The sequence below is a fragment of the Rhizobium sp. Root274 genome (assembly GCF_001429245.1).
GTDB lineage: Bacteria > Pseudomonadota > Alphaproteobacteria > Rhizobiales > Rhizobiaceae > Allorhizobium.
Window position 1 is genome coordinate 631,840 of sequence record NZ_LMJE01000001.1, and the last position, 17,818, is coordinate 649,657.

The 17,818-nt window shown below is 62.4% G+C and carries 17 protein-coding genes; 12 read left to right on the plus strand and 5 right to left on the minus strand.

Features of this window, described 5'->3' with window-relative positions; translation table 11 throughout:
- Nucleotides 1-5: 5 nt before the first annotated feature.
- Together betB and betA are read left to right on the plus strand one after the other, a co-directional pair.
- On the plus strand, nucleotides 6-1,469 hold the full coding sequence (gene betB / locus ASE36_RS03285; RefSeq protein WP_062275543.1) for a betaine-aldehyde dehydrogenase: 1,464 nt from the start codon (nucleotides 6-8) through the stop codon (nucleotides 1,467-1,469).
- Nucleotides 1,470-1,672: 203 nt separating this feature from the next.
- Entirely contained in the window at nucleotides 1,673-3,325 is a 1,653-nt protein-coding gene (betA, locus tag ASE36_RS03290) for a choline dehydrogenase (protein WP_062275545.1), read from the plus strand.
- A gap of 6 nt (nucleotides 3,326-3,331) precedes the next feature.
- On the opposite strand, the gene ASE36_RS03295 is transcribed toward betA, so the two are convergent.
- From ASE36_RS03295 to ASE36_RS03305, 3 genes are all read right to left on the minus strand, one after another.
- Nucleotides 3,332-3,631, minus strand: coding sequence for a type II toxin-antitoxin system RelE/ParE family toxin (locus ASE36_RS03295; RefSeq protein WP_062275547.1), 300 nt, complete (start codon nucleotides 3,629-3,631; stop codon nucleotides 3,332-3,334).
- Nucleotides 3,628-3,900: a hypothetical protein gene (locus ASE36_RS03300; RefSeq protein ID WP_062275549.1), complete on the minus strand. Its 273-nt coding sequence runs from the start codon at nucleotides 3,898-3,900 to the stop codon at nucleotides 3,628-3,630. Before ASE36_RS03300 ends, ASE36_RS03295 begins: the two co-directional genes overlap by 4 nt.
- 219 nt (nucleotides 3,901-4,119) lie before the next feature.
- A complete protein-coding gene (locus ASE36_RS03305) occupies nucleotides 4,120-5,259 on the minus strand; it encodes an alpha/beta hydrolase (RefSeq protein ID WP_062275551.1) in 1,140 nt (379 codons plus the stop codon).
- A 347-nt stretch (nucleotides 5,260-5,606) separates the two neighbouring features.
- Here ASE36_RS03305 and ASE36_RS03310 point away from each other — a divergent pair, with 347 nt between their 5' ends.
- From ASE36_RS03310 to ASE36_RS03325, 4 genes are all read left to right on the plus strand, one after another.
- Nucleotides 5,607-6,641, plus strand: a complete 1,035-nt coding sequence (locus ASE36_RS03310) for a TRAP transporter substrate-binding protein (RefSeq protein ID WP_062275554.1) — start codon at nucleotides 5,607-5,609, stop codon at nucleotides 6,639-6,641.
- Between the two features lie 77 nt (nucleotides 6,642-6,718).
- Nucleotides 6,719-7,258: a TRAP transporter small permease gene (locus tag ASE36_RS03315; protein WP_062275556.1), complete on the plus strand. Its 540-nt coding sequence runs from the start codon at nucleotides 6,719-6,721 to the stop codon at nucleotides 7,256-7,258.
- Nucleotides 7,258-8,568: a TRAP transporter large permease gene (locus ASE36_RS03320; protein WP_062275558.1), complete on the plus strand. Its 1,311-nt coding sequence runs from the start codon at nucleotides 7,258-7,260 to the stop codon at nucleotides 8,566-8,568. Before ASE36_RS03315 ends, ASE36_RS03320 begins: the two co-directional genes overlap by 1 nt.
- A 70-nt stretch (nucleotides 8,569-8,638) precedes the next feature.
- On the plus strand, nucleotides 8,639-9,286 hold the full coding sequence (locus ASE36_RS03325; RefSeq protein WP_062275560.1) for a DUF2161 domain-containing phosphodiesterase: 648 nt from the start codon (nucleotides 8,639-8,641) through the stop codon (nucleotides 9,284-9,286).
- Between the two features lie 68 nt (nucleotides 9,287-9,354).
- On the opposite strand, the gene bdcA is transcribed toward ASE36_RS03325, so the two are convergent.
- Nucleotides 9,355-10,068 (minus strand): SDR family oxidoreductase, encoded by a 714-nt coding sequence (bdcA, locus tag ASE36_RS03330; RefSeq protein WP_062275562.1) that lies wholly within the window; start codon nucleotides 10,066-10,068, stop codon nucleotides 9,355-9,357.
- Nucleotides 10,069-10,208: 140 nt separating this feature from the next.
- Between bdcA and ASE36_RS03335 the strand changes: the two genes are divergently transcribed.
- Nucleotides 10,209-10,748, plus strand: coding sequence for a TetR/AcrR family transcriptional regulator (locus tag ASE36_RS03335; protein ID WP_244474647.1), 540 nt, complete (start codon nucleotides 10,209-10,211; stop codon nucleotides 10,746-10,748).
- Between the two features lie 48 nt (nucleotides 10,749-10,796).
- Here the strand turns inward: ASE36_RS03335 and ASE36_RS03340 are convergent, their stop codons facing one another.
- On the minus strand, nucleotides 10,797-11,168 hold the full coding sequence (locus ASE36_RS03340; RefSeq protein ID WP_062275566.1) for a hypothetical protein: 372 nt from the start codon (nucleotides 11,166-11,168) through the stop codon (nucleotides 10,797-10,799).
- Between the two features lie 277 nt (nucleotides 11,169-11,445).
- On the opposite strand from ASE36_RS03340, the gene ASE36_RS03345 reads away from it, so the two are divergent.
- From ASE36_RS03345 to ASE36_RS03365, 5 genes are all read left to right on the plus strand, one after another.
- Nucleotides 11,446-12,192: a phosphoadenylyl-sulfate reductase gene (locus tag ASE36_RS03345; protein WP_062275568.1), complete on the plus strand. Its 747-nt coding sequence runs from the start codon at nucleotides 11,446-11,448 to the stop codon at nucleotides 12,190-12,192.
- A gap of 204 nt (nucleotides 12,193-12,396) precedes the next feature.
- Complete coding sequence (cysD, locus tag ASE36_RS03350; protein ID WP_062277949.1) at nucleotides 12,397-13,353, plus strand: sulfate adenylyltransferase subunit CysD; 957 nt, start codon at nucleotides 12,397-12,399, stop codon at nucleotides 13,351-13,353.
- A 1-nt stretch (nucleotide 13,354) separates the two neighbouring features.
- Complete coding sequence (gene cysN, locus ASE36_RS03355) at nucleotides 13,355-14,833, plus strand: sulfate adenylyltransferase subunit CysN (RefSeq protein ID WP_062275570.1); 1,479 nt, start codon at nucleotides 13,355-13,357, stop codon at nucleotides 14,831-14,833.
- Nucleotides 14,834-14,982: 149 nt separating this feature from the next.
- Nucleotides 14,983-15,894 carry a MerR family transcriptional regulator gene (locus tag ASE36_RS03360; RefSeq protein ID WP_162255304.1) on the plus strand — a complete coding sequence of 304 codons (912 nt, stop codon included), beginning with the start codon at nucleotides 14,983-14,985 and terminating at the stop codon, nucleotides 15,892-15,894.
- A gap of 177 nt (nucleotides 15,895-16,071) precedes the next feature.
- On the plus strand, nucleotides 16,072-17,778 hold the full coding sequence (locus ASE36_RS03365; protein ID WP_062277952.1) for a methyl-accepting chemotaxis protein: 1,707 nt from the start codon (nucleotides 16,072-16,074) through the stop codon (nucleotides 17,776-17,778).
- Nucleotides 17,779-17,818 lie beyond the last annotated feature (40 nt).

Sequence of the window (17,818 nt, forward strand, 5' to 3'; positions counted from 1 at the left end):
AGGACATGAAAGCCCAACCGCAAGCCTCCCATTACATCGACGGGGAATATGTCGAGGATACCGACGGCACCGTCATCGAGAGCATCTATCCGGCGACCGGCGAGGTGATCGCACGGCTACATGCGGCGACCCCTGCGATCATCGAAAAAGCGATCGCGTCTGCCAAGCGGGCGCAGAAGGAATGGGCCTCCTGGAGCCCCGCTGCCCGTGGGCGCGTCCTGAAAAAGGCGGCCGAAATCATGCGGACACGCAATCGCGAGCTTTCCGAACTCGAGACGCTCGATACCGGCAAGCCGATCCAGGAGACGATCGTGGCCGATCCGACCTCGGGCGCCGACAGTTTCGAATTCTTCGGCGGCATCATCGCGACCGCCATGAACGGCAGCCAGATCCCGCTCGGTGGCGACTGGGCCTATACCAAGCGCGTGCCGCTCGGTGTCGTCGTCGGTATCGGCGCCTGGAACTATCCGCAGCAGATCGCCTGCTGGAAGGGCGCACCGGCGCTCGCCGCCGGCAATGCCATGGTGTTCAAGCCGTCGGAAGTAACACCGCTCGGCGCGCTCAAGATCGCCGAGATCCTGATCGAGGCAGGAGCGCCGAAGGGCGTCTACAATGTCATCCAGGGCGACCGTGAGACCGGGCCGCTGCTCGTCAGCCATCCCGATGTCGCCAAGGTGTCGCTGACCGGCTCCGTGCCGACGGGCCGCAAAGTGGCGGGAGCCGCCGCTTCCCAGCTAAAGCATGTCACCATGGAGCTTGGCGGCAAATCGCCGATCGTCGTCTTCGACGATGCTGATATCGACAGCGCGATTTCGGGCGCCATGCTCGGCAACTTCTATTCGACCGGCCAGGTCTGCTCCAACGGCACGCGCGTCTTCGTGCACAAGGCGATCAAGGAGACGTTCCTCGCGCGGCTGAAGGCCCGCACGGAAGCGATCCTGATCGGCGACCCGCAGGACGAGGCGACGCAGATGGGGCCGATGGTCTCCTATGCGCAGCGCGAAAAAGTTCTCGGCTATATCGAGAAGGGCAAGGCTGAGGGCGCCACGCTGGTGACCGGTGGCGGCATTCCGAACACCGTGTCGGGTGAAGGCTATTTCATCCAGCCGACGGTGTTTGCCGATGTCACCGACGACATGACCATCGCACGCGAGGAGATCTTCGGGCCCGTGATGTGCGTGCTCGATTTCGACGACGAGGCGGAGGTGATCGCGCGCGCGAACGCGACTGAATTCGGTCTGTCGGCCGGCGTGTTTACCGCCGACTTTTCGCGCGCTCATCGCGTGGTCGATCAGTTGGAAGCCGGCACGCTCTGGATCAATACCTATAATCTCTGCCCGGTCGAAATCCCCTTTGGCGGGTCCAAGCAGTCGGGCTTTGGGCGGGAGAATTCCGCAGCGGCGCTGGAGCATTATTCCGAGTTGAAGACGGTTTATGTCGGCATGGGCAAATGCGAGGCGCCCTATTGAGTTTTCACCTCCCCCTTGAGGGGGGAGGTCGCGCGGCACGCGCGGGTGGGGGTGACCGCTATGAGGTTGTCCATCCCTAGGGATCACCCCACCCCGCGACCCTCCCCCTCAAGGGGAGGGTGTTGAGACACCGCCGCCGCGCTTCATCAGATCTCCTCTTCCGGGGACGAGGGCGACAAGGCAAGATTGTTTTGGGGATAGGCATGAGTAGCGCAGATTTCGTCATCATCGGTTCCGGCTCCGCAGGGGCCGCCATGGCTTATCGCCTGTCGGAAGACGGCAAGAACACCGTGATCGTCTTGGAATTCGGCGGATCGGACATCGGGCCCTTCGTGCAGATGCCGGCAGCACTTGCCTATCCGATGAACATGGAGCGCTACAACTGGGGCTACATGACCGAGCCCGAGCCGCACTTAAACAACCGCCGGATGATTGCGCCGCGCGGCAAGGTGATGGGCGGGTCGTCCTCGATCAACGGCATGGTTTATGTGCGCGGCCATGCGGAGGATTTTAATCGCTGGGAGGAGATGGGGGCGAGCGGCTGGGGTTATGCCGACGTCTTGCCCTATTTCAAGCGCCAGGAGACATCGCATGGCGGCGAAGAGGGCTGGCGGGGGACGGACGGGCCGCTGCATGTGCGGCGTGGCGAGGTGAAGAACCCGCTCTACCGCGCCTTTATAGAGGCCGGGCGGCAGGCCGGTTTTCCTGTGACCGAAGACTATAACGGCCGGCAGCAGGAGGGCTTCGGCCTGATGGAGCAGACGAGTTGGCAGGGGCGGCGCTGGTCGACGGCGAATGCTTACCTCAAGCCCGCGCTCAAACGCCCGAATGTGTCGCTGATCCGCTGTTACGCCCGCAAGGTCGTGATGGAAGGCACCCGCGCCGTTGGTGTCGAGGTCGAAATCGGCGGCAGGATCGAGGTTGTCAGGGCGAACCGCGAAGTCATCGTGGCAGCTTCGGCCTTCAACTCGCCGAAGATCCTGATGCTCTCAGGCATCGGGCCCGCTGCGCACCTGCAGGAAATGGGCATTCCCGTCGTGGCAAAGCGTCCAGGGGTCGGGCAGAACCTGCAGGATCACCTGGAATATTACCACCAGTTCAAGTCGAAGCTGCCGATCACGCTGCATTCGAAGAACAACTGGTTCTGGATGGGGGTGGTCGGCGCGCAGTGGCTGTTCTTCAAGAAGGGGCTTGGCACCTCCAACCAGTTCGAGGCGGCGGCCTTCATTCGTTCGGCTGCGGGCGTCAAATGGCCTGACATCCAGTATCATTTCCTGCCGATCGCGATCTCATATGACGGCAAGTCGGCCGTCGGCGGTCACGGCTTCCAGGCCCATGTCGGCTACAACATGTCGAAGTCGCGCGGCTCGGTGACGTTACGCTCGCCTGATGTGAAGGACGCGCCGGTACTGCGTTTCAACTATATGAGCGACCCGGAAGACTGGGTGAAATTCCGCCATGCCGTGCGCGTCACCCGCGAGATTTTTGCCCAGAAGGCGTTTGATCCCTACCGCGAGGCGGAAGTGGCGCCGGGGCCGAATGTGCAGTCGGACGCGGAGATCGACGCCTATCTCGCCGAGCATCTGGAAGGCGCCTATCACCCCTGCGGCACCTGCAAAATGGGTCGTGCGGACGACCCGATGGCGGTCGTTGATCCCACGACCAAGGTGATCGGCGTGGAGGGGTTGCGTGTAGCCGATAGCTCAATCTTCCCGCATGTGACTTATGGCAACCTGAATGGCCCCTCGATCATGACGGGGGAGAAGGCGGCGGATCATATTCTGGGCAGGCAGCCCCTGCCCCGCTCCAATCAGGAACCGTGGATCAATCCGCGCTGGGAGGTTAGCGACCGGTAAGACGGGTCAGCGATAATCGTCTTCGCGCTGGTGGCGGACGGCAAGGATGTTGACATCGCCAGTTGGAGAGAGCTGGTACAGCGCGAGATAGCCGGTGCGACCGAAGGGGATCACGAGTTCCCGGAATTGCTGGCCGTCTTGTTCGATCTTGCGGCCGGTATTTGGGTATTGGGCGAGCCCCATCACGCATTCAACGATCGCATCCAGCGCCCGCTCGGCTGTGGCCGCGTCCCGGTCCAGCAGAAAATCGTAAAGCCTGTTCAGATCCGCCCGTGCCTTGGCATTGTAGCGGATCTTCCGGCTCATTGGTTCAACTCGGCCTTCCTCTTTTCGAGTTTGGCCCTGAGTTCAGCGTGAACCTCTTCGGCGCTGTACCAGACGCCGGTGCGTTCGGCCTCTTCCAGGGAAGCGAGCCCTCTTGCAATAAAGGCCGCCTGTTCGCGCCGATACTCCACCTCCGCCCTTGCCGAGCGATCGATGAGGTCTGCGACGGTCTCGCCTTCGCGCAGCACACGTTCGGCGGCTGCGTGGAATTCCTCGTCGTCGAGGACAGTGGGTTTCGCGGTTTCGGTCATGGACGTCGGCTCCTGCGCGTGGTGCCGATGATAGCGCAGAAAACGGGAGCTGATAAGGCGGGCGTTCAGTGGGGACGGATGCGCGCCAGGATTTCGTCGGCCACCACCGCAGCACAGCGCATTTCGCCCCCGTCGGCAGGACGGGATGCCATGGTCGATCTTTCCATTTGCCATCACGGGGAATGTGCAAGGCGCCTACTGTCGCCGCTCACCCTGCCGTCACCGCTGGCGCAAGACGGTTGCTGCCAGCGAGAAGGGGCTGGAAATGGTTCTCGCGGCCGCATCGAAGACGAAGGCACCCGCGTCCCCCAGTGTTGCGCTTGCGGCCGGCTGGCTCAGCGCGCCGGCAATCTGGCTCACGTCGAAGAAGCGGTTGTGGTTGGTGGCGTCCGCGGATTCCAGCGAGGAAATGTCGACGATGGTGACGCCGGCCTTCTTGGCCGCCGCCGCGACAGCCGGGTTACGGGCATCGAGCGCGCCGACACGCTGGGACCCGGCGCCGAGGATGCTCGAGACCTGCAGAGCGCGGTCGTCGGCCGCAACCAGAAGCAGGATCGGGATCTTCATTCGGCCGATGACGTCGAGCTGGGCGGTGAAGACATCCTCGTCGATATCAGGGGCCGCCATGATGACGCGCAGCCGGTCGAGAACATCGGTGCGGCCCTGGAGCTTCAACTGGCGCAGCGCCTCGACGGTCAACCATCCTCCCATCGAATGGGCGAAGATATCCACCTCACCCTTGCGAGCAGTCACGAGGTCGGCCATCAGGCCGGCCAGTGCATCGCGGGAATAGGTGGCGGCCTCCTTGTCGGCGACATAGGCCGGCAGGGCGGCATGCGAAGGCCAGGAGAAAAGAATGGGGATGCCATCGATGCTGCTGTCGGTCTTCAGCTGGGCCAGGCGATAGAGCGATTCCTGAAAATTGTAGTTGTAGCCGTGAACGAAGACGATGGGCGGGGCCGCATTCGCAGCGCCCACGGCCTGCAGCAGATCGGCGCGTCCGAGCATCTTCTGCGAGAGCACGGCGAAATCGGTACGCGGATCAACCGTCTTACGCTTCGGCCATTCGATATTGGCCGGCTTGTGGTTCGGCGGAATGGAAATGTCGAAACGGGCATAATTGGGCTGAAGCGTCTTTTCAATGCCGAAGACATTCTTGCCCGGCTCCGTGCGGTCGCGCGTCGTGACGCTGTAGAGCGTTTCAACCTGCTTCGGCTGGAAATCGGTCAATGTCACCGAAGACAGGGTTTCCGGCCCGGGCCGCCCAGCGCAGGCTGTCAGCACCTGGCCGACGATCAGACACAGGGCGCCAAGGGAAACCCTGCGGGAAAACGACCGATCGAAAGGGCGACGCTTCATGCAACTTGTCCTCATGCTGTTCGACAGCGCAGGCCGTCGTCATGATGGCCGGAGGGGAGCTATAAAGGGATGGCAGCCGTTCGCCAAGAGCGGGCGGATCCAAGGTTCCCGCTGTGGAACCCTGGAATTACGCTGCCGATACATATCTTCCGGGTTATGATTTCCCGCCACATTATTATTTGCGCGGGACAAGCTGTTCTGTAACCATAACCATTAGGGGAGAAATCGCCGGCTGAGAGGAGCCGGACATCGTCACCGGCCGATCAAGACGTTTCAGCGTCGTCGGGGGTGCGGATGACCGATGTGGCGATTTCATTCCGTCTTTCGATCGTTTCTGGGAGGAGACCATGTTGCGCCATTTCCTGCTTGCCGGCCTGTCCGGGATTGCCCTTTCCGTCAGCGCCTTTACCGCCAATGCGGCAGACGTCACGTTGAAGCTGCACCAGATGCTGCCGCCGCAGGCGACCATCCCGGCCAAGGTTCTGCAGCCCTGGGCCGACAAGATCAAAGCCGAGTCCGGCGGCCGCATTGAGGTCGAGCTCTATCCGGCGATGCAGCTCGGCGGCAAGCCATCCGACCTGGTCGACCAGGTCAAGGACGGCGTTGTCGACCTGACCTGGACGCTGTTCGGTTATACGCCCGGTCGTTTTCCGAAGTCAGAGGCCTTCGAGCTCCCCTTCATGGTGACCACGGCGGAGGCGACTTCGGTTGCCTTTCAGGACTATGCCGACAAACATCTGAAGGACGAACTGGCCGACTATCATGTTCTGGCCGTGCACACACATGGCCCGGGCCTCATTCACACCATTGCCGCCAAGCCGGTCAAATCGCTTGAGGACATGAAGGGGCTGAAGCTGCGCGGCACGTCGAAGGTGGTGAACCAGATGCTGGAGGCCATGGGGGCTTCGGCGGTCGGCATGCCAGTCACGGCCGTGCCGGAAAGCTTGTCGAAAAGCGTCATCGACGGCTCGGTCGTTCCCTGGGAAGTGACGCCGGCGATCAAGATCGCGGAACTGGCGCCGAACCACACCGCCTTTTCCGGCGGCACCGGACTTTACACCGGCACCTTCGTCTTTGCCATGAACAAGGACAGCTATGAGGCCCTGCCCGACGACCTGAAGAAGGTGATCGACGACAATTCCGGCCGCGAACTCGCGCGCCTCTTCGGCAAGGCGATGGACGAGGGCGACGTGCGCGGCAAGGACCTGGCGGACAAGGCCGGCAATACCACCTTCGTGCTGGACGAGACAGAGACGGCACGCTGGAAGGCAGCCGGCGAAGCCGTGACCAAGGCCTGGATCGCCGACATGGACGCCAAGGGCCTTGACGGCACCGGCCTGTATAACGACGCGACAGCGCTGATCGCCGAGTACAGCAAATAACGTAGCCTCCCATTTTGTCCGGGCGCCCAGTCGGGAGCGCCCGGACTTTTTTACATGGACTTTCCAAGGACTCTCTGATGGACCAGCCGGCCTCCCCCGCCTTTCACCGCTTGGAAAAGGCGACTTATGCGCTCGCTAACGGCCTCGTCGCCTTCGGCGGCCTGTGTCTCGTCATCGCCTGCACGCTCACCGCCGCCTCGATCGTGGGCGGCCTTGCGATCCGGCCGCTGCCGGGTGAAATCGAGGTTGTCGAGATCCTGTGTGGTCTAGCGGTCTTTGCCTTCCTGCCCTATTGCCAGCTGAAGCGCGGCCATGTCGGCGTCGACATTCTGATCGCCGCCTTCGGACCGAAGGCGATGAACTGGACCCAACTGATCGGCGACGTGATTATCGCCGGACTGATTAGCCTCGTCACATGGAGGCATGTGGTCGGTACCATGGACAAGTTCGGCAATGGCGAAACGACGCCGATCCTGTTGCTGGAGGTCTGGTGGGGATTTGCCATCGGTGCAGCGTTGCTCATCGCCAACATCTTCGTCTGCCTCTTCGTCATCCTCTCCGACATCCGCGACATTCGCGACCGTCGCACCATCGTCGCATCGCTTGGAGCCCATTAATGAGCAGCGTTGAAATCGGCCTCTGGTCCTTCCCCGTTCTCATTCTGCTCATCTTTCTGCGCGTCCCGATCGGGGCCGCCATGCTTGGCACCGGCGTGGTCGGCACCTTCCTGGTGCTTGGCAAATGGACGCCGATCCTGGCGCAAATGAAGGCGCTCGCCTGGAACACCAATGCGAACTACTCGCTGTCGATCATCCCGCTTTTCCTGCTGATGGGGCAGTTTGCGGCGCGCGGCGGCATGAGCCAGTCACTGTTCAACGCAGCGGCAGCCTTTCTCGGGCATCGCAAGGGGGGTGTCGCTATGGCCGCCGTCGGCGCCTGTGCCGGCTTCGGCTCGATCTGCGGCTCGTCGCTGGCGACAGCCGCGACCATGGCGCAGGTGGCCCTGCCGGAACTGAAGCGCAATGGCTATGCTGGCGGGCTTGCCACCGCGACGCTTGCCGCCGGCGGCACGCTCGGCATCCTGATCCCGCCTTCCGTCGTACTGGTCATCTATGCGATCCTGGCCGAGCAGAACATCGCCAAGCTGTTCCTTGCCGCCTTCGTGCCCGGGATCATCGCGGCCCTGTCCTATCTGACGGTCATCGCCATCTATGTGCGGCTGCGGCCGGAATCTGCGGGCCAGGCGGCGCGCATCCCCTGGGCCAAGCGGGTGCCGGCGCTGATCGCCGTCTGGCCCGTTGTTGCCATCTTTTTCCTGGTCGTCGGCGGCATCTATCTCGGCTGGTTCACCCCGACCCAGGCGGCTGCGATCGGGGCGACCGGTGCCGGTCTCGTCGCCTTCGTCAATGGCGGGCTCGACCGCAGATCGCTCTTCGACTGCTTCAAGGAGACGGCGGTTTCGACGGGGATGATCTTCTTCATCATCCTCGGCGCCTCGGTGTTCAATTCCTTCCTCGCCTTTTCCCGCCTGCCGCAGATGGGCGCGGAATGGGTCACGGCCCAGGGCTTTGCGCCGATGACCGTGCTGATCATCATCCTCATCCTCTACATTGTCTTCGGCTGCATCATGGATTCGCTCTCGATGATCGTGCTCACCATCCCGATCTTCTTTCCGATCGTGACGGCGATGGATTTCGGCATGAGCCCGGAGCATTTCGCCATCTGGTTCGGCATCCTGGTGCTGATGGTGGCCGAGATCGGCATGATCACACCACCCGTAGGCTTGAACCTCTTCATCATCTCGGCGATGGCGCGGGACGTGCCGATCCGCGACACCTACAAGGCAATCGTGCCCTTCGTCAGCGCCGACCTCTTTCGCATCGTGCTTTTAACGGCCTTCCCAATCATCTCGGTGTTTCTGGTGTGAGGAATTTCGGCTGTCGCCGAAGGGCGAAGCGCGATAGGTCTCGGGCCTCGCAACCAGACTCACCAGGCCCATGGAAACCTCGCTCTACTTGCCCGTCAAAACCTTCCTTGAAGAAGCGGGCTATACCGTCAAGGGCGAGATCGGCGGTTGCGATCTCGTTGGCGTAAGCGAGGCGGATCCCTCCGTTTTGGTCGTCTGCGAGCTGAAGCTCAGCTTCAACCTCGAACTCATTCTGCAGGCCGTCGATCGCGCGTCGGTCGCTGACGAGGTGTGGATTGCGGCGCGCGTCTCGGCCAAGGGCCGGGGGCGCGAGAGCGACAGGCGCTACCGCGATCTCTGCCGACGGCTCGGCTTCGGCATGCTTGGGGTTGCCGACAACGGTGAAGTCAGCGTGATCGTCGGCTCGGTCGTGCCAATGCCGAGGACCAATCCGAAGCGGCGGTCGCGCCTGATGCGGGAACACCAGAAGCGCAAGGGCGATCCCGCGATTGGCGGCAGCACGCGCACACCGCTGATGACCGCCTATCGGCAGCAGGCGCTTGGTTGTGCTGCGGTGCTGGCGGGAGGGCCGCTCAAGGTGCGCGAGATCCGGGCGAGCGTTCCCGAGGCGGCCAAGATCTTGCAGGGCAATGTCTATGGCTGGTTCGAGCGGGTGGAGCGGGGCGTCTACGGGCTGACACCGGCGGGGCATGAGGCGCTGGAGCGGTGGCAGCGCTAAGCGGCTGACAGTTAACCCGCCGGCCGAGCGGCACCGGACCGGCCCCGCTCGGCGTCAGAGAACCTTGGTCAGGCGCCGAAGGCACCATCGATCGTGTGCATGGCACCCGTTACGAAGCTCGCCTCCGGGCCTGCAAGCCAGGCAACCATGCCGGCAACCTCTTCCGGCCGGCCATGACGCTTGATCGCCATGAAGCTGTGCATCAGGTCCTTCATCGGCCCGTTTTCCGGATTGGCATCCGTATCGATGGGACCAGGCTGGACGACATTGATGGTGATCCCGCGCGGGCCGAAGTCACGCGCCAGACCGCGTGCAAGGCCCTGCAGTGCCGACTTGCTGACGGCATAGGACGCCATGCCAGGGACCGGCATGCGATCGCCGTTGACGGAGCCCATGACAATGATACGGCCGCCTTCCGGCATCTGGCGTGCCGCTTCCACCGAGGCGTGGTAGGGCGTCTGGATGTTGATCTGGAAGAGCCGGTCGACGGCATCCGGATCCTGGTCCAGCGCATCTCCGAATAGCGCGATGCCGGAATTGACCACCAGAATGTCAAGCGGGCCGCTGTCGCGCACCCGCGTGATCACGGCGTCGCGGTCTGCGCTATCGGTGACGAGTGCCGTGCTCCCGGTCTCTTCGGCAAGTTGCTCGGCGGCTTGCTGCGAGCCCGCATAGGTGAAGGTGACATTTGCCCCATCGGCGGCGAACCGTCGGACGATGGCTGCTCCAATGCCGCGGCTGCCGCCCAGCACCAGCACGGATTTTCCCTGAAAGTTGGACATTTTCGCTCCTTGAGAATTTAAGTAACGACTGCTACATAAACACTCAACAGAGACATTCAAGGATTTTTGTAATAATGATTACAAAAAATGTTCAGCCGCGAGGTCGCCCTCGTCGCTTTGACCCGGAGCAAGGTGTGGCCGTGGCACAGGAGCTGTTCCATGCCCGTGGCTATGACGCTGTCGGCGTGGCCGACATCACGGCAGCCCTCGGCATCAACCCGCCAAGCTTTTATGCGGCCTTCGGCAACAAACTGGAGCTCTATAACCGCGTCCTCACCCGTTATGCTAAAACCGGTGCGATCCCGCTTGGCGACCTGCTGAGATCCGACCGAACAGTGGCCGAATGCCTTGGCGCGCTACTGGAAGACGCTGCGAGGCGCTATGCGCGCAATCCAGAGGCGACCGGGTGCCTGGTGGTCGAGGGTATCCGATCGGACGACACGGATGCGCGGGCGGCGGCTTGCAGCTACCAAAAGGGCGCAGAGGACGTGATCCGATCCTATATTGCCGCGCGGCATCCGGAAAAGGCTGGAGAGCTGGCGGATTTCGTCAGCGCCACCATGTCGGGAATGTCCGCCAAGGCCCGTACAGGTCTTTCCCTCGATCGGCTTTTGGCGATTGCACGGCTTGCCGGACAGGCAATCACTCAGGCCCTGCAGGATCAGGCGTCGGTCAGGTGAACCGGCACATCGGGAGACATCCCTTGCCGCCTGCCGACGCTCCTCCCCTTAAGCCTTCCGCGTGAACAAAATCACCGCGAACAGCAGGACCCCGGCAAAGGTCACCAGCGAGGACACGGCCACGACGGGCTCAAGCGCCGTGCTGCCGGTCAGCATCAGGAAGAGCGACGGGCCCATGACCAGGATGCCGAGCGTATACACCATGTACTGGATCCTGGCGATGCGGCTCGCGGCCTGGGCCGGATTGAGCGCATAATAGATGCCGAAGATCGACATGGTCACCCAGCCGAGCAGGTTGATATGGGCATGTGCGCCTGTGCCTTCGAATTGATGCGTGATCGACATGTAGAGGCCGACACAGATGCCGGCGATCAGAAACAGGATGGCCGTTCGAAAATACCAGATGGACAGTGTAGGCATGATTTCAGTCCCCCTTTTTAGCGTGGCAACTATGCCACCGCCCGCGAAAACTGCAAGGAGCGTGGTTGCGCTCCCAAATCCGGGAAATAAGGGCCCCAACGGAGGCGAGATCCGCCGGTCGCCTTGGGACGCCCCAGCTGCGAGAGGGGACTTTATCGCGCAGATGTCGCACTCCTTAGTGAGATATGCTCTCCAGCCCGAAGCCCGTGAAAGGCGATTTCTGTTTTGCAGCGGCGCTTTCGGGCATACTCCGGCACAGTCAGCAGGAACCCATGTGATGTCCCTTTCCAATGCCGCCGCGTTTGCAGCTTCTCTGGATGCCCAGCTCGCCGAACTCGATCTGAGCGAACGCCTGCGCCTTGTCGCCGGCCTCGAAGGCCGGGCCGTGTTCACCACCTCGCTCGGGATCGAAGACCAGGTGATCACCGCGGCGATCGGGCTGAACGGCCTGCCGGTCGAGGTGTCCACGCTTGAGACCGGGCGGCTGTTCAAGGAAACCGTCGATCTGATCGCCGAGACCGAAGAGCGCTTCGGAATATCCATCAAGCGCTTTTATCCCAAGCCCGACGACATCGACGCCTATGCGGCGAAGTATGGCCTGAACGGTTTCTACGAGAGCGTCGAAGCCCGCCACGCCTGCTGTCATGTGCGCAAGCTGGTTCCCTTGGCAGAGGCGCTCAACGGCGCCCGCTTCTGGGTCACGGGCTTGCGCCGCTCGCAGTCGGGCAATCGGGCTGCCACACCCTTTGCCGAGTATGACGCCGAGCGCGACCTGATCAAAGTCAATCCGCTGGCCGACTGGTCCATCGATGATATAAACGCATATGTCGAGGCCGAGAGCGTGCCGACCAACCCGCTGCACAGCAAAGGCTACCCGTCGATCGGCTGCGAGCCCTGCACGCGCGCGATCAAGCCCGGTGAGCCGGAACGCGCCGGCCGCTGGTGGTGGGAAAACGACGAGAAGCGCGAATGCGGGCTGCATGTGCCGGAGGCTGCGGCCTCGGCGATCCCGACGCCGGCTTGAATAGGAACGAGAATTCACCCCCCTCTGTCACTTCGTGACATCTCCCCCACAAGGGGGAGAGCGGGGTGCCAGCCACCCGCCTTCCCGCCAAGATCTGGCGCCAAAGAAGCGGGTTTCGGTCTCCCCCCTTGTGGGGAGATGCCGGCAGGCAGAGGGGGGTGCCACGAAATGCCATCGCTGATGGCCATCAAGGCAGATAGGCAAATGCACGTACACACATCCGAATTCGATCCGCATTCCAAGGATCCGGTCACCAAGGCGCCGCTTGATCCGCATCTGAAGGCGCTGGAAAACGAGGCGATCTATATCTTCCGCGAAGTGGCGGCCGAGTTTGAAAAGCCGGTCATGCTTTATTCGATCGGCAAGGATTCGTCCGTGCTGCTGCATCTTGCGCGTAAGGCCTTTTTCCCCGGCCGGGTGCCCTTCCCGCTGCTGCATATCGATACCGGTTGGAAATTCCCGGAAATGATCGCGTTTCGCGATGCGACGGCTGAGAAGTTCGATCTCGACCTCATCGTGCACACCAATCCGCGCGGCAGGCAAGAAGGCATCGGCCCGTTCACCCATGGCTCGGCCTATCATACCGACGTGATGAAGACGGAAGCGCTGCGCCAGGCGCTCGATGCCGGCAAGTATGACGCCGCCTTTGGCGGCGCGCGCCGCGACGAAGAAGCCAGCCGCGCCAAGGAGCGCATTTATTCCTTCCGCACGCCCGACCACAAATGGGATCCGCGCAACCAGCGTCCGGAACTCTGGAACATCTATAACGGCATGATTCGCCGCGGCGAAAGCGTGCGCGCCTTCCCGCTGTCGAACTGGACCGAAGTCGACATCTGGCGCTACATTCAGGCCGAAAACATCGAACTGCCGCCGCTCTACTATGCCAAGCGCCAGAAGTATGTGGAGCGCGACGGCATGCTGATGTGGGCAGAAGATCCGCGCTTCGAGCCCCTGCCCGGCGAGCAGATCCAGGAAGGCAACATCCGCTTCCGCACGCTCGGCTGCTGGCCGCTGACCGGCGGCATCCGCTCTAATGCGACCACTCTCGACGAGGTGATCGCCGAACTCGAAATCGCCACCGTCTCCGAACGCCAGGGCCGCGCCATCGACCGCGACCAGGCCGGCTCGATGGAAAAGAAGAAGCGCGAAGGATATTTCTGAGATGACCGCAGCTGCAAACACCGCCCTCGCCACCGAGGCGCCCCACGCCGACGCCGCTCCGGTCACCCGCGATTCGCGCCCGCTGAGACTGATCACCTGCGGCTCCGTCGACGACGGCAAGTCGACGCTGATCGGCCGACTGCTGTGGGACACCAAGGCTGTCAAGGAAGACCAGGCCGCCGCACTCAACCGCGACAGCGGCAGCCAGAACGATCTTGGCCTGCCCGATTTCGCGCTGCTGCTGGATGGCCTTCAGGCCGAACGCGAACAGGGCATCACCATCGATGTCGCCTATCGCTATTTCTCGACGGACCGCCGCTCCTTCATCGTTGCCGATACGCCCGGCCATGAGCAGTATACCCGCAACATGGCGACCGGCGCCTCGAATGCCGATCTCGCCGTGCTTCTGGTTGACGCTCGCGCCGGCCTGCTCGAACAGACCCGTCGTCATGCCACCATCGCCTCGCTGATGGGCATCAAGCAGTTCGTGCTGGCGGTCAATAAGATCGACCTGACAGGCTATGACCGTGCCGGCTTCGAAAAGATCAGCCATGATTTCCGTGAACTGGCCCTGACGCTTGGCGTTCGCCAGGTGACGGCGATCCCGATGTCGGCGCTGAAGGGCGAGAACGTCGTCTATTCGGGTGCGGCCGTGATGCCCTGGTATGACGGGCCGACGCTGGTCGAAACGCTGGAGCTTGCCACGCTGCGCTCCGGTCAGTCGACCGGGTTCCGCCTGCCGGTGCAGCGCGTGTCGCGGCCGGGCGAAAGTTTTCGCGGGTATCAGGGCACGGTTGCCGGCGGTGCCGTGAAGCCTGGCGACAGCGTCGCGATCCTGCCGTCCGGTCAGGTTGCGAACGTCAAGCAGATCGTCACCTTCGATCTGGTGCGCAATGCCGCCGTTTCCGGCGACGCGATCACGCTGGTGCTGGACCGCCAGGTGGACGTGGCGCGTGGCGACATGATCGTTTCGCTCGAAGCCCAACCGCAGATGGGGCTTGCCTTTGACGCACAGCTTGTTGCGCTGCAGCCGGATGGCATCGTGCCGAACAAACGCTATTGGCTGAAGGCGGGATCGCGCCGCCAGCGCGTGCAGGTGGAGCCGGTACAGCAGCTCGAATTGAAGTCGGGCAAGTGGCTTTCCGCCGAGAGCCTGCCGATGAACGGAATCGGCAAGGTGCATCTTGCCTTTGATGAAACGGCAATCTTCGATCCTTACGAACAGAACCGCGGCACGGGCTCGTTCATCCTGATCGACCCCGACACCAACAACACGGTGGCCGGCGGCATGATCACCGCCAAGCGCACGGAGTTTGGCGGGCTGAACGCCCATGAAGGCCGGGTGATCCTGTCGCTGCCGACCGATCTTGCCGAGCAGCTGCTGGCGACCGAGCTACTGTCTGCGCGTCGCGACGAAGTGGAGAGCCGCCGGGTGACCACCTCGGCTGCACGAAAGCTGCTCGACGATCTCGAAGGCTGAGCTTCCAATTCGGATCATGCTGATGGCCCGCCCTCCCGGCGGGCCATTTGCGTTTGAAAAAATGCGAGGAATCGCGATAGTATTACTTGCGTTTTCGCTTATTTACGCCACTCATTGTGGGCAGAGCGGGGACCAGACACAGCATGCGGATGACAGGCAGCGGAAAGAATGACGACCGGAGCCTATTGAGCCTGGCCGATGTGCTTTCGATCAGCGGCATCACCAAGCTTGTGCTGCATGCCTGGGAACGGCGCTATGGCATGGAGCCTGCCGAACGCAGCGAAACGGGGCGGCGCTTCTATACCCGCGACCAGGCAGAGCGACTGAGGCTTTTGAAAGCCTGCAGCGACGCCGGCCACCGGATCGGAACCATCTTCAACCTGCCGCTGGATGATCTGCGCCGGCTCGAAGTCTCGGCTGTCGCCCGGCAGCGGAACGCGCCATTGATCGCGGCTCTTGGCGCGATGAACGGAGACGATTTCCGCGACATGCTGTTGACGCGCGCCGATGCCGAGGGCCCGGAGGGGTTTCTCGACGCGACCATCCTGCCGCTGCTGCGGGATATCGGTGATTTGTGGTCGCAGGGCAGCCTTTCGATTGCCGCCGAACACCTGGCTTCGGTCAAGATTAGGCGGCTGCTGGGTGCGATGATCGACGAGGCGCCCAGCCCGCGCGCCGGGGCTCCCCGGATGATGAGCGCCACCCTCTCCGGTGAGGAGCACGAGATCGGCGCTCTCGCCGCATCGCTTGTCGCGCGCCTGCATGGCTGGGACAGTCTGCATCTCGGGCCCAATCTGCCGCCAGAGGAAGTGGAGGCAGCGGCCATGACCAGGGGCGTGTGCTGCGTCTGCCTGAGTGGGGTGAATGGCAAGCCGGCACGGCTGGAGGCAGAGCTGCGGCAATTGCGCGCCACGCTGCCCGAAGACATAGCGGTGGTGACCGGTGGCCCGGCCTATGCTGCCCTGCCCGCCATCGACGGCGTGCAGTTCCTGCCGCATTTCGATGCTCTTCGAGACTTTCTCGATAGCAAAGGCAAATTGCGGCCCGCACGGCGCCTGTAATTTGCCTCCGGAGAGAAGCAAGAGCTAGCCTCTAGTGTGAGATCTGGGCACCGAAGGTATACAGATCAGCAATCAATTAGCCATTTCTTTATTTCTTGTCGATATTTTCACCACTGCTAACCTAACCCGCCGGCGCTTGCGCAACCTGTCCAACCCGGCCAGCAGAATGGGATGAAAATGGGACTTGCCTCCTTTATGAATGCCAAGACAGCCGCCAAGACCCTGGCTCTGGAAGCCCTGCAGGCGAATGTGATGGTTGCAGATGCGAAACTGAACATCACCTACATGAATCCCGCAGTGATCGAACTGCTCAAAGAGGCCGAAGCCGATCTGAAGAAGGAGCTGCCAAAATTCAGTGTGGCAAGTTTGATCGGCAGCAATATCGACGTCTTTCACAAGAATCCGGCGCATCAGCGCGGCATGCTGGCCGCGCTTCAAAAGCGCCACAGCGCGACAATCACGGTGGGCACGCGCGTGTTCGACCTTCTGGTGACCCCCCTGAAGGAAGGAGCAAAGACCGTCGGTTTCGTCGTCGAATGGGCGGATGCCAAGGCGCGTCTGCTCAATCTCGACTATGCAGCGCAGATCGCGGCCATCAGCCGGTCGCAGGCGATCATCGAATTTGGCGTCGACGGCCGCGTCATGGGCGCGAACGAGAACTTTCTGAAGCTGATGGGTTACAGCCTGAACGAGATTGTCGGCCAGCACCACAGCATGTTCGTGGATAAGGATTACCAGGCTTCGGAAGACTACAAGACCTTCTGGGCAGCCCTGCGCGAAGGCCGTTATCAGGCAGCCGAATTCAAGCGAAGGTGCAAGAACGGCAGTGAGGTGACCATTGCCGCCTCCTACAATCCGATCCTCGATGTCCACGGCAAGGTGGTCAAGGTCGTCAAGTTCGCTACCGATGTGACGGAGCGCGTGAAGACAGTGGGTGCGCTCGGTGACGCCTTGAAGCGCCTCTGCTCCGGTGATTTCGGCTTCCAGCTGACGGATCCCTTCGCGCCGGAATTCGAGTTCCTGCGCCATGATCTCAACCGGTCGGTCACCCAGCTCTGCGACACGTTCAAGGAGATTTCCGCCAGCGTCGAGGTGATCGGCCAGGGAACGCGGGAGATCGGCCAGGGTGTGAGCGACCTGTCGAAGCGCACCGAAAGCCAGGCGGCGAGCCTCGAAGAAACGGCGGCAGCCCTTGAGGAGATCACCGCCAATGTGACGTCATCAGCGCAGCGCGCCCAGGAGGCACGGGAAGTGGCCGGCAATGCCAAGGCCAATGCCGAATCGTCCGGCAATGTGGTTGCCCAGGCGGTCGATGCGATGAGCCGGATCGAAGATTCCTCTTCCAAGATCTCCAATATCATCGGGGTGATCGACGAGATCGCCTTCCAGACCAATTTGCTGGCGCTCAATGCCGGTGTCGAGGCGGCGCGCGCCGGCGAGGCCGGTCGTGGCTTTGCGGTCGTGGCGCAGGAGGTGCGCGAGCTTGCTCAGCGTTCGGCAAAGGCTGCCAAGGAGATCAAGGACCTGATCCAGAATTCTGCGGCCGAGGTTTCGAGCGGCGTAAAGCTGGTGAGCGACACCGGCGGGGCGCTCCGCACGATTTCGAAGCTGATCGTCGACATCAACGACCATGTCGTGGCCATCTCGACCGCCGCGCGCGAGCAGTCGACCGGTCTTTCGGAAGTGAACGGCGCCGTCAACGGCATGGACCAGACCACGCAGCAGAATGCCGCCATGGTCGAGGAAAGCAGCGCCGCTGCGGCAACGCTTGCCAGCGAGGCGATGAAGCTGCGCGGCATGATCGGCCAGTTCAATCTGGGGAGCTCAAACCGTCCTTCGAACGGCTGGAGCAGCCAGCGTCACGAGATGGACCGGGCAGCGTGAGTGTGAGCCGGCCGCCCCGGTTTCCGGCTGTGGACGCGGC